Here is a 14,098-nt window from a genome sequence, read left to right as displayed (position 1 = left end):
CAAATTTACTATGCCACTACAGAGATACTTCCTACGACCTTGATCACCCATCATCGAATCGACGCCGCTTCTATAGGCCCATTCTGTAATGTTGTTCATCTGGTTAACGTCTACACCGCCCAGCTTCGCACGGCTATACAATTCACCCAGCGTTTCAGCATTCGCAAAGCTGTTAGTAACAAATTCAGAGGCTTTGCTCATAGCCATATACGTAGCGCCAGCGCCTAAGCCACCCAGCATAACAGCCGCAGCACCGCCGCCAATACTCCCGCTACCCTTAACAGGTGCATAGGCTTTAGCGTGAGCGTTACGATTGCCATTAATCTTACGTTGTTGCTGTTGTAGGCGTTTCATTTGGCTATTCATACGTGCCAGACTAATAGCTCCTCTTTCATATTGGAGGGCAATTTCTCTAGCCTGTGCAATAGCTTTATATTGTTCCGCTACAGAAAGGCGGTGCAATGCACTAATGCTTGATCCAACGTCTAAAAGCTTTAATTCTGCCTTCTCTTTGCGTGCTGCCAGGGCTTTTTGTTCTCTTGCAACTACACGTTGAGCGGCTAATTGTGCTTTAGCATTAGCTTTATCAGCCTGTTCTTGCTTTTTAGCAATATCGTCTACGTCTTTTTTTGCTTTAGCGGTTGATTGTTTATGTGTCTTAACACGCAATTCTATATCTTTCACCGCCGCCATTTGTTTACGAAGTTTTTCTACTTCTGCTTTTGCTTTCTCTAATGATGGTCGATCAACCTGGAAGGTGACAACGTTTGATAAGCGGCTGACGTTAAGTTCTAACATGCTAATTGTTTCCCTGTATTATGATTGTTGTTTATTATTGTTTTTTAGAGCAATAGTATTGAATTGCTTCGAAAGTGCTGCACCCAGTCTGAAAGACACGCTGGCGCACATTATTTGCATCAATTTCTAAAAGGCGGCAAAGCGCCGATGTGTTTATAACTGATTCCTCGCTAATAGCTGCCAGTTCTTTTACAGCCTTAAGAATAAAGGATTGTGGGTTTTCTGTATTCATTGGTTTTCTCTCACATACATATTTTTATTTGGGTTTGTAGACAGTAGAAAAACAAAAAGGGCAAAGAGATTCGTTACTGTATTTGCGCCTACAGGTTAGTTAATCCCTTTACCCTTATTGCCCCGATGGGGAATCGTCTATTAACGCTTTATTACGCAGCAGATCCGAAGATGATAGCTTGCGGAATGTTGTTTACTGGCAGATAAGATGTCTCAGTAACCACAGATGGGAATTGGAATTCATCCTTGATTAGATATTGGTGATGCAACACGGCATCTTGACCTAACTCAGCATGACGCACACCAACGCCGCTATGAAGCTGGTAACACTGTGCCGCTTTATCCATTACCGGAACAATTGCGAAACCGTTCTCTCCGATGTGAGCAACAATCTCAGGAAACATTGACACATCAATAACAGTGATCCCACCAATCTGGAAAGAGTCATAGGCTGGGTTAGAATCAACCATACGGGTAAACAGGGCCGTAGCACTCGCATCGCCTGCATATTTCACCATGTCACTGATCAGCGGGTTAGATGACAAACCATCAGCAGCAGCGCCAGCAGCAAAGATAATTACACCAGTTCGCTTTGCAGCAAGACCAGACCCCAGCTTTTCACTCTGTAAGCGCACCGCTTTACGAATAGCAAGGAACGGGTTAACAGTAGTCGATGCAAAGTCGATAGCGGGTACCGTGGTTTTAGCCTGACCGTCGAGGAAGTCGAGATCACCTTGTCCGGCATATTCAGATTCAACTTTCAGGCCCAGCAGCGCGGTAATCAGATCCACTTCAACACGGTTTGCGTGTGAACGGTAATGAGCCTCAGAGAAATCATTAACCGCTACCAGCATAGCATCAGAACGGTTTGGATATTGGCGGCTGTATTGTTCCAGGTCACGAGAAGTAACAGCGTTAATACTGCCGACGTGTTTCATCTGGAAAAGTTTGTTTGACCATTCCTGACGTTTAGAGGCGTTCCAGTCGCTTTGAGCGTAAGGCGAGGTTTCCCCAGCTACCTGCACAAACTGATCAATCAGGTCGGTAAGAAGAATGCTGTTTTCTGTATGATATTGCACATCGAACAGATCGAGATTAGTAATCAGGGTATTAAGTGCATTCTCATAAGCAAAAGGAGTTACTACCGCAGTATTAACGCCAAAATATGTTGATAAATCATTCATTATTATTTTCCTTGTTAAGTCGTAGGGATCGCAAGTTCTTCATAACCAGCAATTACAAAGCCGAGAGATTGCAGTTTTGCAATAACACTTGCCTTTTCCATACTGTTAAATTCAATCCCATCTTCAGCCAGAATAACGAAAGTAGGATGTGCAACCACTATGCTTTCCTGTCCTTCATAAGCCGGTTCAACTGCTACGTGAGCTATATCAGAAGCGGTTGTTGCTTTGGTGCCATCGGCTTTCAGCAAAGCCCCGACAATAAGATCGTCAGTGAGAGGTGAAGCCAGTTTGACGAGGCGATCTTGCAGCACTGGATCAGCAGCGTAAGCTACTACCTTACAGCGTGAACGGGAGTTATCCGCATTCACTGCTTTTAATTTTCCATATGGGTTAGCCATAAGATTATTTTCCTTTCAGTTGTTTAATTTTAGATTTAAGGGCATCAGCAAGACTAACCGCATCAGCCGATTTAAATAATTGAGCAGTGGTAGAACGAAGACTTTCGGGAGTAACTCCCAACAGTGCGGCAACCTTAATGAGGTTTTCATCACTAACAATCATCGTTTCCCCGTCTTTGCTGATAATCATTTCTTGTTTCATAAATAACGTTCCTGTTAGTGCCAGACAAATAAAAAGCCCCAATGCCGTAAGAGGTTAATTCTGACCAGCAAAGGGGCTTTAACGTGCGGGCAATTACATAATTGATAAGTTAAACTATAAGAGGATTAAACATATCAGCAAATACACTTTTTAAATATACTTGATGATATGCTTAAAGGGTGAATAGATACTCCTGAAAACATGCTCTTAGGAAAACATGCGGAATCAATCAGGAATATCTATTCGGGGCGCGGTGGCCAACCGCTATCTTTCATGGTGTGGATGCACCAGTCAGATTTTAAGGAATCACTATTCCAATCTACTCACAGATTAAATTTTTAATAATGATTAACTACACCAACAGTAATCTACCGTTTCAGAAAATCGTTTTTACAACCAAAGCTTATAGATCCGCATTCTATAAAACCCGTTTTGCTATCAATATTTCCAAAGTTTATTGCACCATTCTTAGCTAAACTCTCTCTGCTTGCGGCTAACGCTATGCAGATGATTGTTTTTGACAACAACTTAATAGATTATTCTGTTACTAACTTCTGTCATTAAATAATAGTTTAATGATGTTAGTAAATAGTTATAAAATATAACTATCAGTGTAAGGCTCTTTAATGTTTTCTGACAAAATAAGGAGCTTTAGGATAAGCATAGATGAAAAATAAGAGCGGGAAGGGCAAGGAGATAACACCTACCCGCTTTTATCAAAATTAAGCACAATGCCTAACAACATTCATCAACACAACGTAGAAACAATCAACAATCAAAGAGGGAGTTATGATTATTCTAAAACTTCTTGAGAGATGGAAGGTAATATTTGTTAGAGGTTAATGCCACTCAACCTTTGAGGCTATCACCTTCCATATGCAGGGATTTATGACAGTAGAAGGATTAACACCAGTCAAAACCTTTTTATCTACCCCTAATATCATTATATAATGATATCGTTATAAATGCAAATGATTTTCATTATCACTTAGAAGAAATAGCACTTTTTGCTAAATCATCTACTAATTGCTGAATCTCTTCACTTGCAGCCTTTAACGTGCTGGCGGTGTATGTGATGATTTGAGTGCACAGCCTGGCATCGTCCTCTGATAGCTCTAAATCGCTCACCAGAGAGATAAAATCGTCAAGGCTTACATTCACCTTCATTAAGCTAATAACGCATTGAGAGAGCGTGTAATCGCATAAATCTGAATAGGCTTGATTTATTCTTGTTTGTAGTGAGATAGTCAGATCTAAAAGTTGTTCCATTGCATTGCTAATATCTTCTTCCATTATGCGGCTTCTCCTTGTAATGCATCATTAATCATATTCAATACGATGTTAAAAGGTGTCTTGAGCGTCAGCACTTCATCACGATAACGCTCTAATGCTTCGTAGTCTTCTGTTTCTTTTGCCAGTCGGATTAACTCAGCATAGTTTTTTGCATCAGACAGGATCATCTGAAATAATTGTGTTTCTTGAATATAGCCAATCATTATTTTTCCTTTTTCGAATATTTTCATTGGGCGCTTATACATACACCCATCATTTTATTAGTTAGAACGTTTGTTAGAAGCTAATGTATCTTCTAAATGAGCCATCAGATCGACTTCCGATGCACCACCTACACAATTATTGAAAGCGTTAAATCCCAAAAAATGATGATAGGAGCTAAACCCTAAAAGCTGCCAACGTTTCAGAGTGCCATCAGAAATGATAGTTTGTTTTCTTGTTCTTGGGCGAAAGTAAACGCCTGGCATTGACTGGATTATTTCTAATTCTTCATCGCTTAATTCAGGGGATTCTGCTTCAAGAATAAATATTATCTCTTCCCCTGGAATTTCGTTATTGGTGTGTGTCGGTGGACGTTGTCTTGTTGAATTGAAGTTACTGTTTTTTTCAATACGTTTTAAGTTGTTCTTTTTCTTTCTTCCCATTTTTCCCTCTTTTTATGTGGATTATAAAAACTGGACGCCATTGTTACGATGAATATCGCCATAAATGCATTTGCCATATGTATTGCCCAATCTGTTGTTATTGATTGTTTGTGATAAACAATTCAAAATCTTTGTTTAATTTCAAAAGACGAAATGTAGTGCTGTTAATCCCTTCATAATCCAGCACACCGAACGATGTAAAATGGTTTAACCAATGATTCACATGTTGTGCGCTGTAGCCGCCTAAACTACAAAAGCTAACCACTGTCGGGGGTGAGAACTCTATGTCCAAGACAGCTTTTAAAATGTGGTATCCGCTCTCAGTTATTTCAATAGTTTTGTTTCCTATAGTGATGTTATAAGTCATTTATTCTCCTTAGAATGGTATTGAATCGTATATTTCACTTTTTTCTCTTAGAGATATTATCAGATCGTAAAAAACCTGTTTCTCAAGATAGATATTCTTTGAATCTAATGCACGTTTTACAAAATCTTCTGTTTCTTCGTGCGGTGGTTTCTTCTTATCAAGGGAAAGAAGCCAAGTAAAAATTTCGGGCCGCTCAGGGAACTCTGGCTCTTGTGTTTCTTCTTCAAGGATGATTTCGGAAACATTCAATATTTCATTAGATTCGTCTTCTTTCTCAGAAGGATCAGGTAGTGATGATTCTCCTTTTGGAATATCAAGCACTCGATAAAGGTTAGAGCTTCCTGGTCGTGCATCTTTTATAATTAATCCCATTTCGAGCAATTTCTTAACCCTTTCTTCTGCTGCTCTTGGTGTTATGCCAAAAACATCGCCTATCTTAGCGTAAGAGGGAAATGCACGATCAAACCCTCTCAGATAGCAGTAAAGGTTTTTAGCACTATCTGTAAATTTATGCCCGTTTACTTGGCTTATTTTTAGAATCCACATAGGAACTTTTACAAATTGTTCTTCATTAATCATTAAAAATCTCCTTGATGTAATCACGCTCTACGGCGCTACTATGGTGATAAAAATCACTTGCTTTTGTTTGAGAGTGTTTCAGCCTCTCTTTTCAACATATCAAGAATGTAATCTGTAACAGTGATACGTTTACTTCTGGCTTCTTTAAACAACACCTGAAATACTTCATCAGGAATATGAAAGCAAGTGCGTGGTTGTCTTTTCTTTTCTGTAGTTTCGCTCATAGTTTTCTCCTTCTCCTGTTATTATTCTTTCTCTGCTCCTGCCTTACGCAGTTCATCAATAATTTTTAGTGCATCGTCAAAGCATTTTTCACGCTCTGGATAACCTCTACTCCTTGCCATATTACGATTCATTACTATTTGATGTCGTGTTAGCTCACCTTTTTTAAATGCCTCTGCGACGTGTTCCGGTGTAAACCATTTCATAAAAACTCCTTATTCAGTTAAAAGAAAAAAACACCTTGCAAGCCTGACGGCTTCAAAGTGCATTGATTTTGATTATTTAGAGAAGAATGTTTTTCTGTCCCTCTAATACCTATTATTACATATAAAGAAACATTTGTCAATACCCTTTTCGCAAAAATACGATCTTTTTCAGCAGCTTAAAATTTTTCTTAGCAATTCGTGCCCTTACGAGTACTCCTATTCTTCCTTATTCTCTAAAACGCTCTCTGACGAGGTTTTGATAAATACAATACATTCCCTTATGTAGAGGCTGTTTAGCTCGCCAGAGGCTTATTTAAGGGGCTTATTTTGTCTTTGTTAGGTATATGAAAAGGAGATGATAGATAAACTCTAATTTCAGACACCTTATAAAATACCTGTAAAGCTCCTCAGAAGCTCTATAACGAGCTAATCTATTACCGCTAAGTGTTTCCCTGCTTTATATACGTTTAGCTCGCCTACGGCTTGATTTAAGCGGTAGAAACTTATTTAACCTTCAACTACTAAAACCATTCTTTCTTTTTTGTTTGTTGTTGGTTGTTGTCTGTGTCTATGTGCTAACATCGCTAACGCGTAGCACACAAGGTTATTGCACTCGTCAGAGTATTACACAATAGATTTTCTCTTAAATAGATTGATGATCGTTAGATTGGCGTAAGCCTCATCAATGGAACTATTGAAGCGCACAGCGCATAGACACTAACAACCATTCGCTTACGCTCAGGTTATTGCACAAGTAAATTTCAATCGTTAGATTGGTAGTTAGTTAATTATCGTTCTGCGCACAGCGCAAGACTATTTAGCCTTACGCAAGCCGTAGGCTATTTGCACATAGTAGATTACATATTCGTTGTGAGCGGCATTAGCGAACATAGATCTACTAACTAACATCAACAAACAAAAACTATGTGTTATGACAAGCAGTCTAACGACTAACACTCTAACTTGTGCAAGGTTCTGGCGAATGCCAATAGATTAAGGGATAGTCGAAGACTCCCCTAACGGGTATCCCTATAATTATTCTTTAAAGATAAAAGAATTTATAAAAGATAATTTAATTGTAGTTTGATAGTTGATCTAATAGGTAACAAAATTCTGTAGGGGTGGCTAACAGAATTCTGTGGGGGTGTCTAACATAATTCTGTTAGGGTTGGGGTAACAGTTTTCTGTTAGGGTGCATATTTCTTTAAAAGTTAAGGATAACAGAATTCTGTGGGGGTAGTTCACAGTGACCTACCGTTACATCCATTTATCACATAACATCTGTGCAATGATCTTCTAAAAGTGTTTCTTGCTACCAAAATTAAACATCTAAAACAGGCTTAAATTCAATGTAATTGATGATTAATCCCTGTGTAATTCCATACTAAAAAATTCAATGAAAAGTAGCTTAAAAGTGCAATTCTTACTTTCTTCACTTTTACATCACCATCAGCAAAGCCTTGTGTAATACGGCTTACAGAGCACTATCAGAAATTGTTGATTAAAATCAATCTATTATTTGTCGAACAAGTTTTCTTTAATGCAACAAAAAATTATTTTTTCAAAATAAACACACTATTTAATAGCTTGCTAATTTTACCAAAACGTAACTACATGATTCTCATGCAAGACGTGTAGTGATAAAGCAGGCTAAATCACCACACTAAAAACCTTCGAATTTCGTAGTGAAAAAAGTTCTTTACACACCTAATCAACACGATCAATAATCACTACACACAAATCAACACAGAAGGAAAATGAAAATGGCTAATATTGGATACATTAGGGTATCGACTGTCCAACAAAACACAGACCGTCAATTAGCTGGAGTAACTCTTGATAAAGTCTTTGAAGATAAAGCGTCAGGCAAGAATACCCAGCGCCCACAGTTTGAGGCAATGATGAACTATGTGCGTGAAGGTGATGTTTTGCATGTTCACAGCATTGATCGACTTTGCCGTAATACAGCCGACCTACTGGCAACGGTTGAGCAATTAACAGAGCGCGGCGTGTCTGTGCATTTCCATAAAGAAGACTTTAAGACAGGGAAGAACTCTCCCGCAGGGAATATGATGCTCACAGTGCTTGCAGCAGTGGCACAAATGGAACGTGAAATGATGCTTGAGCGCCAGCGTGAGGGGATCGCCGCAGCTAAGGCCGCTGGACGTATAGCAAAACGTGGTAATGGAAAAGCAATTGATCGAACGGGAATTGTTGCCGCTCTCGCGAATGGTGGATCAATTCGGAGCGTAGCAAAAGATTTCAGTGTCAGCACACAGACGGTGCAACGTATTAAGAAAGAGCAGGAAGCGTAATGCCTCCTGATATTTCAGAATTGTCGCTGCGTAGACCTGACGGCGCAAATTTTCGCGTTGAGCGATGATCACGTATGCGCCGATTTCAGAGAAAAAGACAGTAACTAAGCTAGCGGGGAAAGCTGACATTTTTTTACACTTAGCAAAAAACGGTCAATAAACAACCTCAAGACGCACGCTAAAATTTTAATCATTTGTTTTTTAAAGACATTGAATCTACACCATTCTCTTGACGTAGATTCAATTAAGTGAAACAATGAAAATTGGGTAAATCTACACCACAAAAATAAAGAGTATAATCACTCCAAAATAAATGGAGTGTTTAACTGTGCGTAAATTCCTTTACCTCTTATCCAAGACCATCAAACACATTTTTAACATCAACCTACTCAAAATCATCTTCTGGAGCTTATCAGCTTGGTATGCCAACTCCACTCTTCAAGAAATTCATTGCATTTTAGAAGTGATTGCTATCGTGACCAGTATGATAAATCAGTCACTCAATAAAGGTATGCTGAAATAATTGGCGATTGTGAGATTATTGAATGCAATAGGAGCCATAAAGCGCCTTTGATGGGCTACCCCAAAAAATAAGCGCCGTAGGCGTATCCACTAAAAAGGGCTTTTTCACAAAAGCTATGAAGTCTTAGCAGTTCTTCTCTTATCAGGCACCCGTTGTACTCCGGTGGACGAAACCGTGCTAGAGCTTGATTCTTTCCCGATCAAGTTAGGTTTTGAAGAGGTGGGCTTTGATCCACTATTGCACTTAAAACTCTTCCCATCATTTAGCCTGTTTATCCTCTGCGACGTCATCTCGACGTGTAGCATCATTGGACACCGCGCCAGGTGTGGAACATCTTGCTAAGAGTTTTGGTATACGATTTATAGACGGCGGCGCGTCTTCCGGCTTCAAAGGAACTTGTTACGAGGTTGAGCCTGTAAACTACTCGCCACTGTGTGATAACATACCAAAGCCATTAACAAGCACAGTGGCTTTTGTACTTGATAAGGGATTAGTATTTTTCACATACAAAGTTAGCTGGGGTAAGATCCCTAACCACTTGATTTGCGGAAAAATCGTTATTGATTAGTGCTGATGGTGCCGAAGGCCGGACTCGAACCGGCACGTATTTCTACGGTTGATTTTGAATCAACTGCGTCTACCGATTTCGCCACTTCGGCACTGAAGAGGTATGCGGAAAACGTTGTGGATTATACCTGTCACGCGCCACCATGCAAGCGCCAGCTTGTGCCTGCCTCGCTAATTGCTGAAAATTTCAGCGTTGTCTTCAGAGATATGTAACCTTTGTCACACTCCAGGCCCCGCTCAGCCGTGCTCTACACTTCTCGGGCAACACCAAAGAACGACAAAAGCATGTCGATGGTCGATAACGAATAGGGATTCTCGCAATATTCGCTACTTGCCTTGGGTAGCCCGCGCAGAATAAAGGTTCGCAGGTAGGTCAATGGACTGCACACAGCAGTGGTCACTGCGGCGCCTGTATTCGCGATAATCAGACCAACTTCTGGCAAGGTGCGGTGCCTACAATTATGAATTGCGGAGACTTTGTTGGGTCGCTTCTGCCAGGCCTTTAAGATATCTCGCAATCGGCTGAATTTAGTGGTGAAAACTTTTTAACCGTGCCTATACTCCAGACAGGGAACTGGAGGAAATCTCATGAGCGAACCACGTTTAATTGCCCGCACGCCGGACACAGAACTGTTTTTACTACCCGCTATGGCTAACCGTCACGGACTGATTACTGGCGCAACGGGGACAGGTAAAACTGTCACGCTGCAAAAACTGGCGGAATCTCTGTCAGAAATCGGCGTACCGGTGTTTATGGCCGATGTAAAAGGTGATTTGACCGGAGTTGCGGCAGAAGGTACGACCTCGGAAAAACTGCTCGCTCGGTTGAAAAATATCGGCGTCAACGACTGGCAACCACATGCGAATCCAGTGGTGGTATGGGATATTTTTGGTGAGAAAGGTCATCCAGTGCGGGCAACGGTATCGGATCTCGGGCCGTTGTTGCTGGCGCGTTTGTTGAATCTCAACGATGTGCAATCTGGCGTCCTGAATATCATTTTCCGTATTGCTGACGATCAGGGATTGTTGCTTCTCGACTTTAAAGATTTGCGGGCGATTACCCAATACATCGGTGATAACGCCAAATCATTCCAGAATCAGTACGGTAATATCAGTAGCGCATCGGTTGGTGCCATCCAGCGCGGATTACTGACGCTGGAACAGCAAGGGGCAACGCATTTCTTTGGTGAGCCGATGCTGGATATCAAAGACTGGATGCGTACCGATGCCAACGGTAAGGGTGTTATCAATATCCTTAGCGCCGAAAAACTCTACCAGATGCCTAAACTGTACGCCGCCAGCCTGTTGTGGATGCTTTCAGAGTTGTATGAACAATTGCCGGAAGCAGGCGATCTGGATAAACCGAAACTGGTGTTTTTCTTCGACGAAGCGCATCTGTTGTTTAACGATGCGCCGCAGGTGCTGCTGGATAAGATTGAACAGGTAATAAGGCTTATCCGTTCAAAAGGCGTGGGCGTCTGGTTTGTTTCGCAAAACCCTTCTGATATTCCGGACAACGTGCTTGGGCAGTTGGGAAATCGTGTTCAGCACGCTCTGCGCGCCTTTACACCGAAAGACCAGAAAGCGGTGAAGACGGCAGCGCAAACCATGCGACCTAATCCTGCATTTGATACGGAAAAGGCGATTCAGGAACTAGGAACCGGCGAAGCGTTGATCTCTTTTCTGGATGCGAAAGGAAGCCCTTCTGTGGTAGGGCGTGCGATGGTGATCGCGCCTTGTTCACGGATGGGGCCGGTGACAGAAGATGAGCGTAATGGCTTGATTAATCACTCCCCGGTGTATGGCAAGTATGAAGATGACGTGGACCGGGAATCCGCCTATGAGATGTTGCAAAAAGGCGTACAGGCAAGTACCGAGCAGCAAAATACCCCTCCGGCCAAAGGGAAAGAGATAAGTGAAGATGACGGTATTCTGGGTGGGTTGAAGGATATTTTGTTTGGCACTACCGGACCACGCGGCGGGAAGAAAGATGGCGTGGTGCAAACAATGGCGAAAAGCGCCGCCCGCCAGGTGACGAATCAGATTGTACGCGGTGTGCTGGGGAGTTTGCTTGGGGGGAGAAAAAGGTAAGTCAGGCGCTGTTTGTGTTCTCTCACACCAGCTTGCCTTTGCCTGATGCACTACACTTATCAGGCCTACGCCACTTTGCTAACAATAATAAAGGGAGCTTTAGCTCCCTTTATTCATTCATCAAGTTACGATTTTCTCATTAACAGCCACAGACTGATTAAGAAGAAGCTGGCGCTTGGCAACAGTGCGCCGATAATCGGCGGGATGCCGTAAACCAACGTCAGCGGGCCGAAGATCTGGTCCAGTACGTAGAACACAAAACCGAAGCTAATACCGGTGACCACACGCACGCCCATCGGTACGCTACGCAGTGGGCCAAAGATGAACGACAGCGCCATCAGCATCATCACCGCCACGGATAGCGGCTGGAAGATTTTGCTCCACATGTTGAGCTGATAACGTCCGGCATCCTGACCGCTAGACTTCAGATACTTCACGTAGTTGTGCAAACCACTGATGGAGAGCGCATCCGGATCCAGCGCCACCACGCCCAGTTTGTCCGGCGTGAGGTTGGTTTTCCAGGTGCCGCTCACCGTCTGCGAACCGGTTATCTGTTTTGGATTGGTCAGGTCAGATTCATCAACCTGCGACAGACGCCAGACTTTATGTTCAGGGTCAAACTTCGCGGAAGCGGCATAGCGAACGGATTGCAGACGACGATTCTCGTTAAAGGCATAAATACTGATACCACCTAACTCTTCATCACCTTTTACTCGCTCAATATAGACAAAGTTGTCACCATCTTTAGCCCATAAACCTTGCTGAGTAGAGAGCAGCGAACCACCGTACATCGCCTGCGCGCGGTAATTACGCGCCATCTGTTCGCCCTGCGGCGCGACCCATTCGCCAATCGCCATCGTCAGCAAAACCAGTGGAATGGCGGTTTTCATTACTGACAACGCGACTTGCATGCGGGTAAAACCAGAAGCCTGCATCACCACCAGTTCGCTGCGCTGCGCCAGCATCCCTAGCCCGAGCAACGCGCCCAGCAGGGCCGCCATCGGGAAGAAGATTTGCACATCTTTCGGCACGCTCAACAGGGTATACATTCCCGCGCCTACCGCGTCGTAACTCCCCTGCCCGGCTTTTTTCAGCTGATCGACAAACTTGATAATGCCGGAGAGCGACACCAGCATGAACAGCGTCATCATGATGGTGGTGAAAATGGTTTTACCGATATAGCGGTCAAGAACACCAAAAGGTTGCATCACACCGCTCCTTTACGCGAAAAACTGGCGCGCAGTCGGCGGACCGGTACTGTGTCCCAAAGGTTGAGAACAATCGCCAAAGCCAGATAAATCAGGTTAACGGTCCACATCCACAGCGTCGGGTCCAGCTTACCTTTACCGCCGTTAGATTTAAGGGAGGTCTGGATCAGGAAGAAAAGCAGATATAGCAGCATGGCTGGCAGCATCGACAGGACACGTCCCTGACGCGGGTTAACCACACTCAGAGGTACGACCATAAGCGCCATCATAAATACAGTGAATACCAGCGTGATACGCCAGTTCAGTTCTGCGCGGGCACGATCGGTGTCGGTGTTCCACAATGTGCGCATGTCCATCTGGTCGGTATCGTTCGGGTCGAGCGCCACCGCCTGGTGACCAATGATCGCCTGATAATCCTGGAAGTCCGTAATGCGGAAATCACGTAACAGTGCAGTGCCTTCGAAGCGCGTTCCCTGGTTGAGGCTGACGACCTGGGATCCGTCGCGCAGTTGCGTTAAATGTCCGGAATCGGCCACCACCACAGAAGGACGCGCGTTACCTTTTGGTCGAATTTGCGCGAGGAACACATCTTTGAAATCGCTGCCGTCAACGCTTTCGATGAACAGCACTGAGCTGCCATTAGTCGCTTGCTGGAATTGTCCTTGCGCCAGCGCCGCCATGCCTGGGTTAGCTTTCGCTTCTGCCAGCACTTCATCCTGATGGCGCGATGACCACGGCCCCGCCCACATAACGTTAACCGCCGCGACAATCGCCGTGAACACCGCGAGAACCATCGCCGCTTTCACCAGCACCGCTTTGCTCAGGCCGCAGGCATGCATTACCGTAATTTCACTTTCGGTATACAGTTTGCCCAGCGTCATCAGCAGCCCGAGGAACAGGCTTAATGGCAGGATAAGCTGCGCCATTTCCGGCACGCCCAGCCCCAACAGGGAGAGCACCAGATTCGCCGGAATATCGCCGTCAACCGCTGCGCCGAGGATCCTCACTAACTTTTGACAGAAGAAGATCAAAAGCAAGATGAAGAGTATCGCCAGCTGGCTTTTGAGCGTCTCCCGCACCAGATATCTTATGATTATCACTTTAAATACGCCCGTAAAAACTCGTCTTTTGCAGGATTTTAGCTTGTTTCATGGCTTAAACGTCATTTATTCTCTTGAGTCGTCGAAATCGTCGCTAAGATAATTATACTCAACGGATTCACCTCTCAGATTTTGTTCTGACGTGCCAATGCCGTAATAACGTTAAGATT

Annotated in this window: 16 protein-coding genes, 1 tRNA gene and 2 pseudogenes; 3 read left to right on the top strand and 16 right to left on the bottom strand. The window is 43.4% G+C overall.

Annotation, left to right across the window (positions count from 1 at the left end; translation table 11 throughout):
* The 12 genes and pseudogenes from FEK46_RS13270 to FEK46_RS13220 all read right to left on the bottom strand — a co-directional run.
* Positions 1–798 (bottom strand): annotated as a pseudogene (locus FEK46_RS13270) (hypothetical protein); the annotation flags it as partial.
* Between the two features lie 34 nt (positions 799–832).
* Positions 833–1,030: a hypothetical protein gene (locus FEK46_RS13265; RefSeq protein ID WP_001387927.1), complete on the bottom strand. Its 198-nt coding sequence runs from the start codon at positions 1,028–1,030 to the stop codon at positions 833–835.
* Positions 1,031–1,181: 151 nt separating this feature from the next.
* Positions 1,182–2,213 carry a hypothetical protein gene (locus tag FEK46_RS13260; protein WP_000999103.1) on the bottom strand — a complete coding sequence of 344 codons (1,032 nt, stop codon included), beginning with the start codon at positions 2,211–2,213 and terminating at the stop codon, positions 1,182–1,184.
* 14 nt (positions 2,214–2,227) lie between these two features.
* Complete coding sequence (locus tag FEK46_RS13255; protein WP_021529916.1) at positions 2,228–2,611, bottom strand: hypothetical protein; 384 nt, start codon at positions 2,609–2,611, stop codon at positions 2,228–2,230.
* A 4-nt stretch (positions 2,612–2,615) separates the two neighbouring features.
* Positions 2,616–2,813, bottom strand: coding sequence for a hypothetical protein (locus tag FEK46_RS13250; RefSeq protein WP_000807036.1), 198 nt, complete (start codon positions 2,811–2,813; stop codon positions 2,616–2,618).
* A gap of 984 nt (positions 2,814–3,797) precedes the next feature.
* The gene (locus FEK46_RS13245; RefSeq protein ID WP_135560177.1) at positions 3,798–4,106 is read right to left on the bottom strand and encodes a transporter; all 309 of its coding nucleotides are present in this window, start codon (positions 4,104–4,106) and stop codon (positions 3,798–3,800) included.
* A complete protein-coding gene (locus FEK46_RS13240; protein ID WP_000580785.1) occupies positions 4,106–4,309 on the bottom strand; it encodes a hypothetical protein in 204 nt (67 codons plus the stop codon). The genes FEK46_RS13245 and FEK46_RS13240 overlap by 1 nt, the downstream gene beginning before the upstream one ends.
* A 57-nt stretch (positions 4,310–4,366) precedes the next feature.
* Positions 4,367–4,750, bottom strand: a complete 384-nt coding sequence (locus tag FEK46_RS13235; protein WP_135560178.1) for a hypothetical protein — start codon at positions 4,748–4,750, stop codon at positions 4,367–4,369.
* A 97-nt stretch (positions 4,751–4,847) separates the two neighbouring features.
* A complete protein-coding gene (locus FEK46_RS13230) occupies positions 4,848–5,117 on the bottom strand; it encodes a hypothetical protein (protein WP_135560179.1) in 270 nt (89 codons plus the stop codon).
* A 9-nt stretch (positions 5,118–5,126) separates the two neighbouring features.
* Positions 5,127–5,696 (bottom strand): transcriptional regulator, encoded by a 570-nt coding sequence (locus FEK46_RS13225; protein ID WP_135560180.1) that lies wholly within the window; start codon positions 5,694–5,696, stop codon positions 5,127–5,129.
* A gap of 53 nt (positions 5,697–5,749) precedes the next feature.
* A complete protein-coding gene (locus FEK46_RS23395; protein WP_000005468.1) occupies positions 5,750–5,920 on the bottom strand; it encodes a hypothetical protein in 171 nt (56 codons plus the stop codon).
* 21 nt (positions 5,921–5,941) lie between these two features.
* The gene (locus tag FEK46_RS13220) at positions 5,942–6,124 is read right to left on the bottom strand and encodes a hypothetical protein (protein WP_135560181.1); all 183 of its coding nucleotides are present in this window, start codon (positions 6,122–6,124) and stop codon (positions 5,942–5,944) included.
* A 1,763-nt stretch (positions 6,125–7,887) separates the two neighbouring features.
* On the opposite strand from FEK46_RS13220, the gene FEK46_RS13215 reads away from it, so the two are divergent.
* Entirely contained in the window at positions 7,888–8,439 is a 552-nt protein-coding gene (locus tag FEK46_RS13215; protein ID WP_135560182.1) for a recombinase family protein, read from the top strand.
* 1,097 nt (positions 8,440–9,536) lie between these two features.
* Here the strand turns inward: FEK46_RS13215 and FEK46_RS13200 are convergent.
* Positions 9,537–9,621 (bottom strand) — tRNA-Leu (locus FEK46_RS13200).
* 193 nt (positions 9,622–9,814) lie between these two features.
* Between FEK46_RS13200 and FEK46_RS13195 the strand changes: the two are divergent.
* Both FEK46_RS13195 and FEK46_RS13190 read left to right on the top strand, forming a co-directional pair.
* Positions 9,815–10,008, top strand: a pseudogene (locus FEK46_RS13195) (alcohol dehydrogenase); the annotation flags it as partial.
* Positions 10,009–10,117: 109 nt separating this feature from the next.
* Positions 10,118–11,620: a helicase HerA-like C-terminal domain-containing protein gene (locus tag FEK46_RS13190; RefSeq protein WP_135560183.1), complete on the top strand. Its 1,503-nt coding sequence runs from the start codon at positions 10,118–10,120 to the stop codon at positions 11,618–11,620.
* 125 nt (positions 11,621–11,745) lie between these two features.
* Here FEK46_RS13190 and lptG read toward each other — a convergent pair whose 3' ends face one another.
* The 3 genes from lptG to ytgA all read right to left on the bottom strand — a co-directional run bounded on the left by lptG (position 11,746) and on the right by ytgA (position 14,041).
* Positions 11,746–12,828, bottom strand: coding sequence for an LPS export ABC transporter permease LptG (lptG, locus tag FEK46_RS13185; protein ID WP_105290080.1), 1,083 nt, complete (start codon positions 12,826–12,828; stop codon positions 11,746–11,748).
* Positions 12,828–13,928 (bottom strand): LPS export ABC transporter permease LptF, encoded by a 1,101-nt coding sequence (lptF, locus tag FEK46_RS13180; RefSeq protein ID WP_105290081.1) that lies wholly within the window; start codon positions 13,926–13,928, stop codon positions 12,828–12,830. The genes lptG and lptF overlap by 1 nt, the downstream gene beginning before the upstream one ends.
* Before the next feature lie 62 nt (positions 13,929–13,990).
* Positions 13,991–14,041 carry a protein YtgA gene (ytgA, locus tag FEK46_RS23710; protein WP_211180521.1) on the bottom strand — a complete coding sequence of 17 codons (51 nt, stop codon included), beginning with the start codon at positions 14,039–14,041 and terminating at the stop codon, positions 13,991–13,993.
* Between the last annotated feature and the right edge of the window lie 57 nt (positions 14,042–14,098).

This window comes from Escherichia sp. E4736, assembly GCF_005781225.1.
GTDB lineage: Bacteria > Pseudomonadota > Gammaproteobacteria > Enterobacterales > Enterobacteriaceae > Escherichia.
Note: the sequence above shows the minus strand (reverse complement) of the source record. Positions and strands in the feature narration are given on the sequence as shown.

Coding starts and splice junctions, on each gene's coding strand:
- FEK46_RS13265 (WP_001387927.1), bottom strand. CDS start 1,030: ATGAATACAGAAAACCCACAATCCTTTATTCTTAAGGCTGTAAAAGAA.
- FEK46_RS13235 (WP_135560178.1), bottom strand. CDS start 4,750: ATGGGAAGAAAGAAAAAGAACAACTTAAAACGTATTGAAAAAAACAGT.
- FEK46_RS13255 (WP_021529916.1), bottom strand. CDS start 2,611: ATGGCTAACCCATATGGAAAATTAAAAGCAGTGAATGCGGATAACTCC.
- FEK46_RS23395 (WP_000005468.1), bottom strand. CDS start 5,920: ATGAGCGAAACTACAGAAAAGAAAAGACAACCACGCACTTGCTTTCAT.
- FEK46_RS13240 (WP_000580785.1), bottom strand. CDS start 4,309: ATGATTGGCTATATTCAAGAAACACAATTATTTCAGATGATCCTGTCT.
- FEK46_RS13225 (WP_135560180.1), bottom strand. CDS start 5,696: ATGATTAATGAAGAACAATTTGTAAAAGTTCCTATGTGGATTCTAAAA.
- FEK46_RS13230 (WP_135560179.1), bottom strand. CDS start 5,117: ATGACTTATAACATCACTATAGGAAACAAAACTATTGAAATAACTGAG.
- FEK46_RS13250 (WP_000807036.1), bottom strand. CDS start 2,813: ATGAAACAAGAAATGATTATCAGCAAAGACGGGGAAACGATGATTGTT.
- FEK46_RS13260 (WP_000999103.1), bottom strand. CDS start 2,213: ATGAATGATTTATCAACATATTTTGGCGTTAATACTGCGGTAGTAACT.
- FEK46_RS13190 (WP_135560183.1), top strand. CDS start 10,118: ATGAGCGAACCACGTTTAATTGCCCGCACGCCGGACACAGAACTGTTT.
- FEK46_RS13220 (WP_135560181.1), bottom strand. CDS start 6,124: ATGAAATGGTTTACACCGGAACACGTCGCAGAGGCATTTAAAAAAGGT.
- FEK46_RS13245 (WP_135560177.1), bottom strand. CDS start 4,106: ATGGAAGAAGATATTAGCAATGCAATGGAACAACTTTTAGATCTGACT.
- FEK46_RS13215 (WP_135560182.1), top strand. CDS start 7,888: ATGGCTAATATTGGATACATTAGGGTATCGACTGTCCAACAAAACACA.
- lptG (WP_105290080.1), bottom strand. CDS start 12,828: ATGCAACCTTTTGGTGTTCTTGACCGCTATATCGGTAAAACCATTTTC.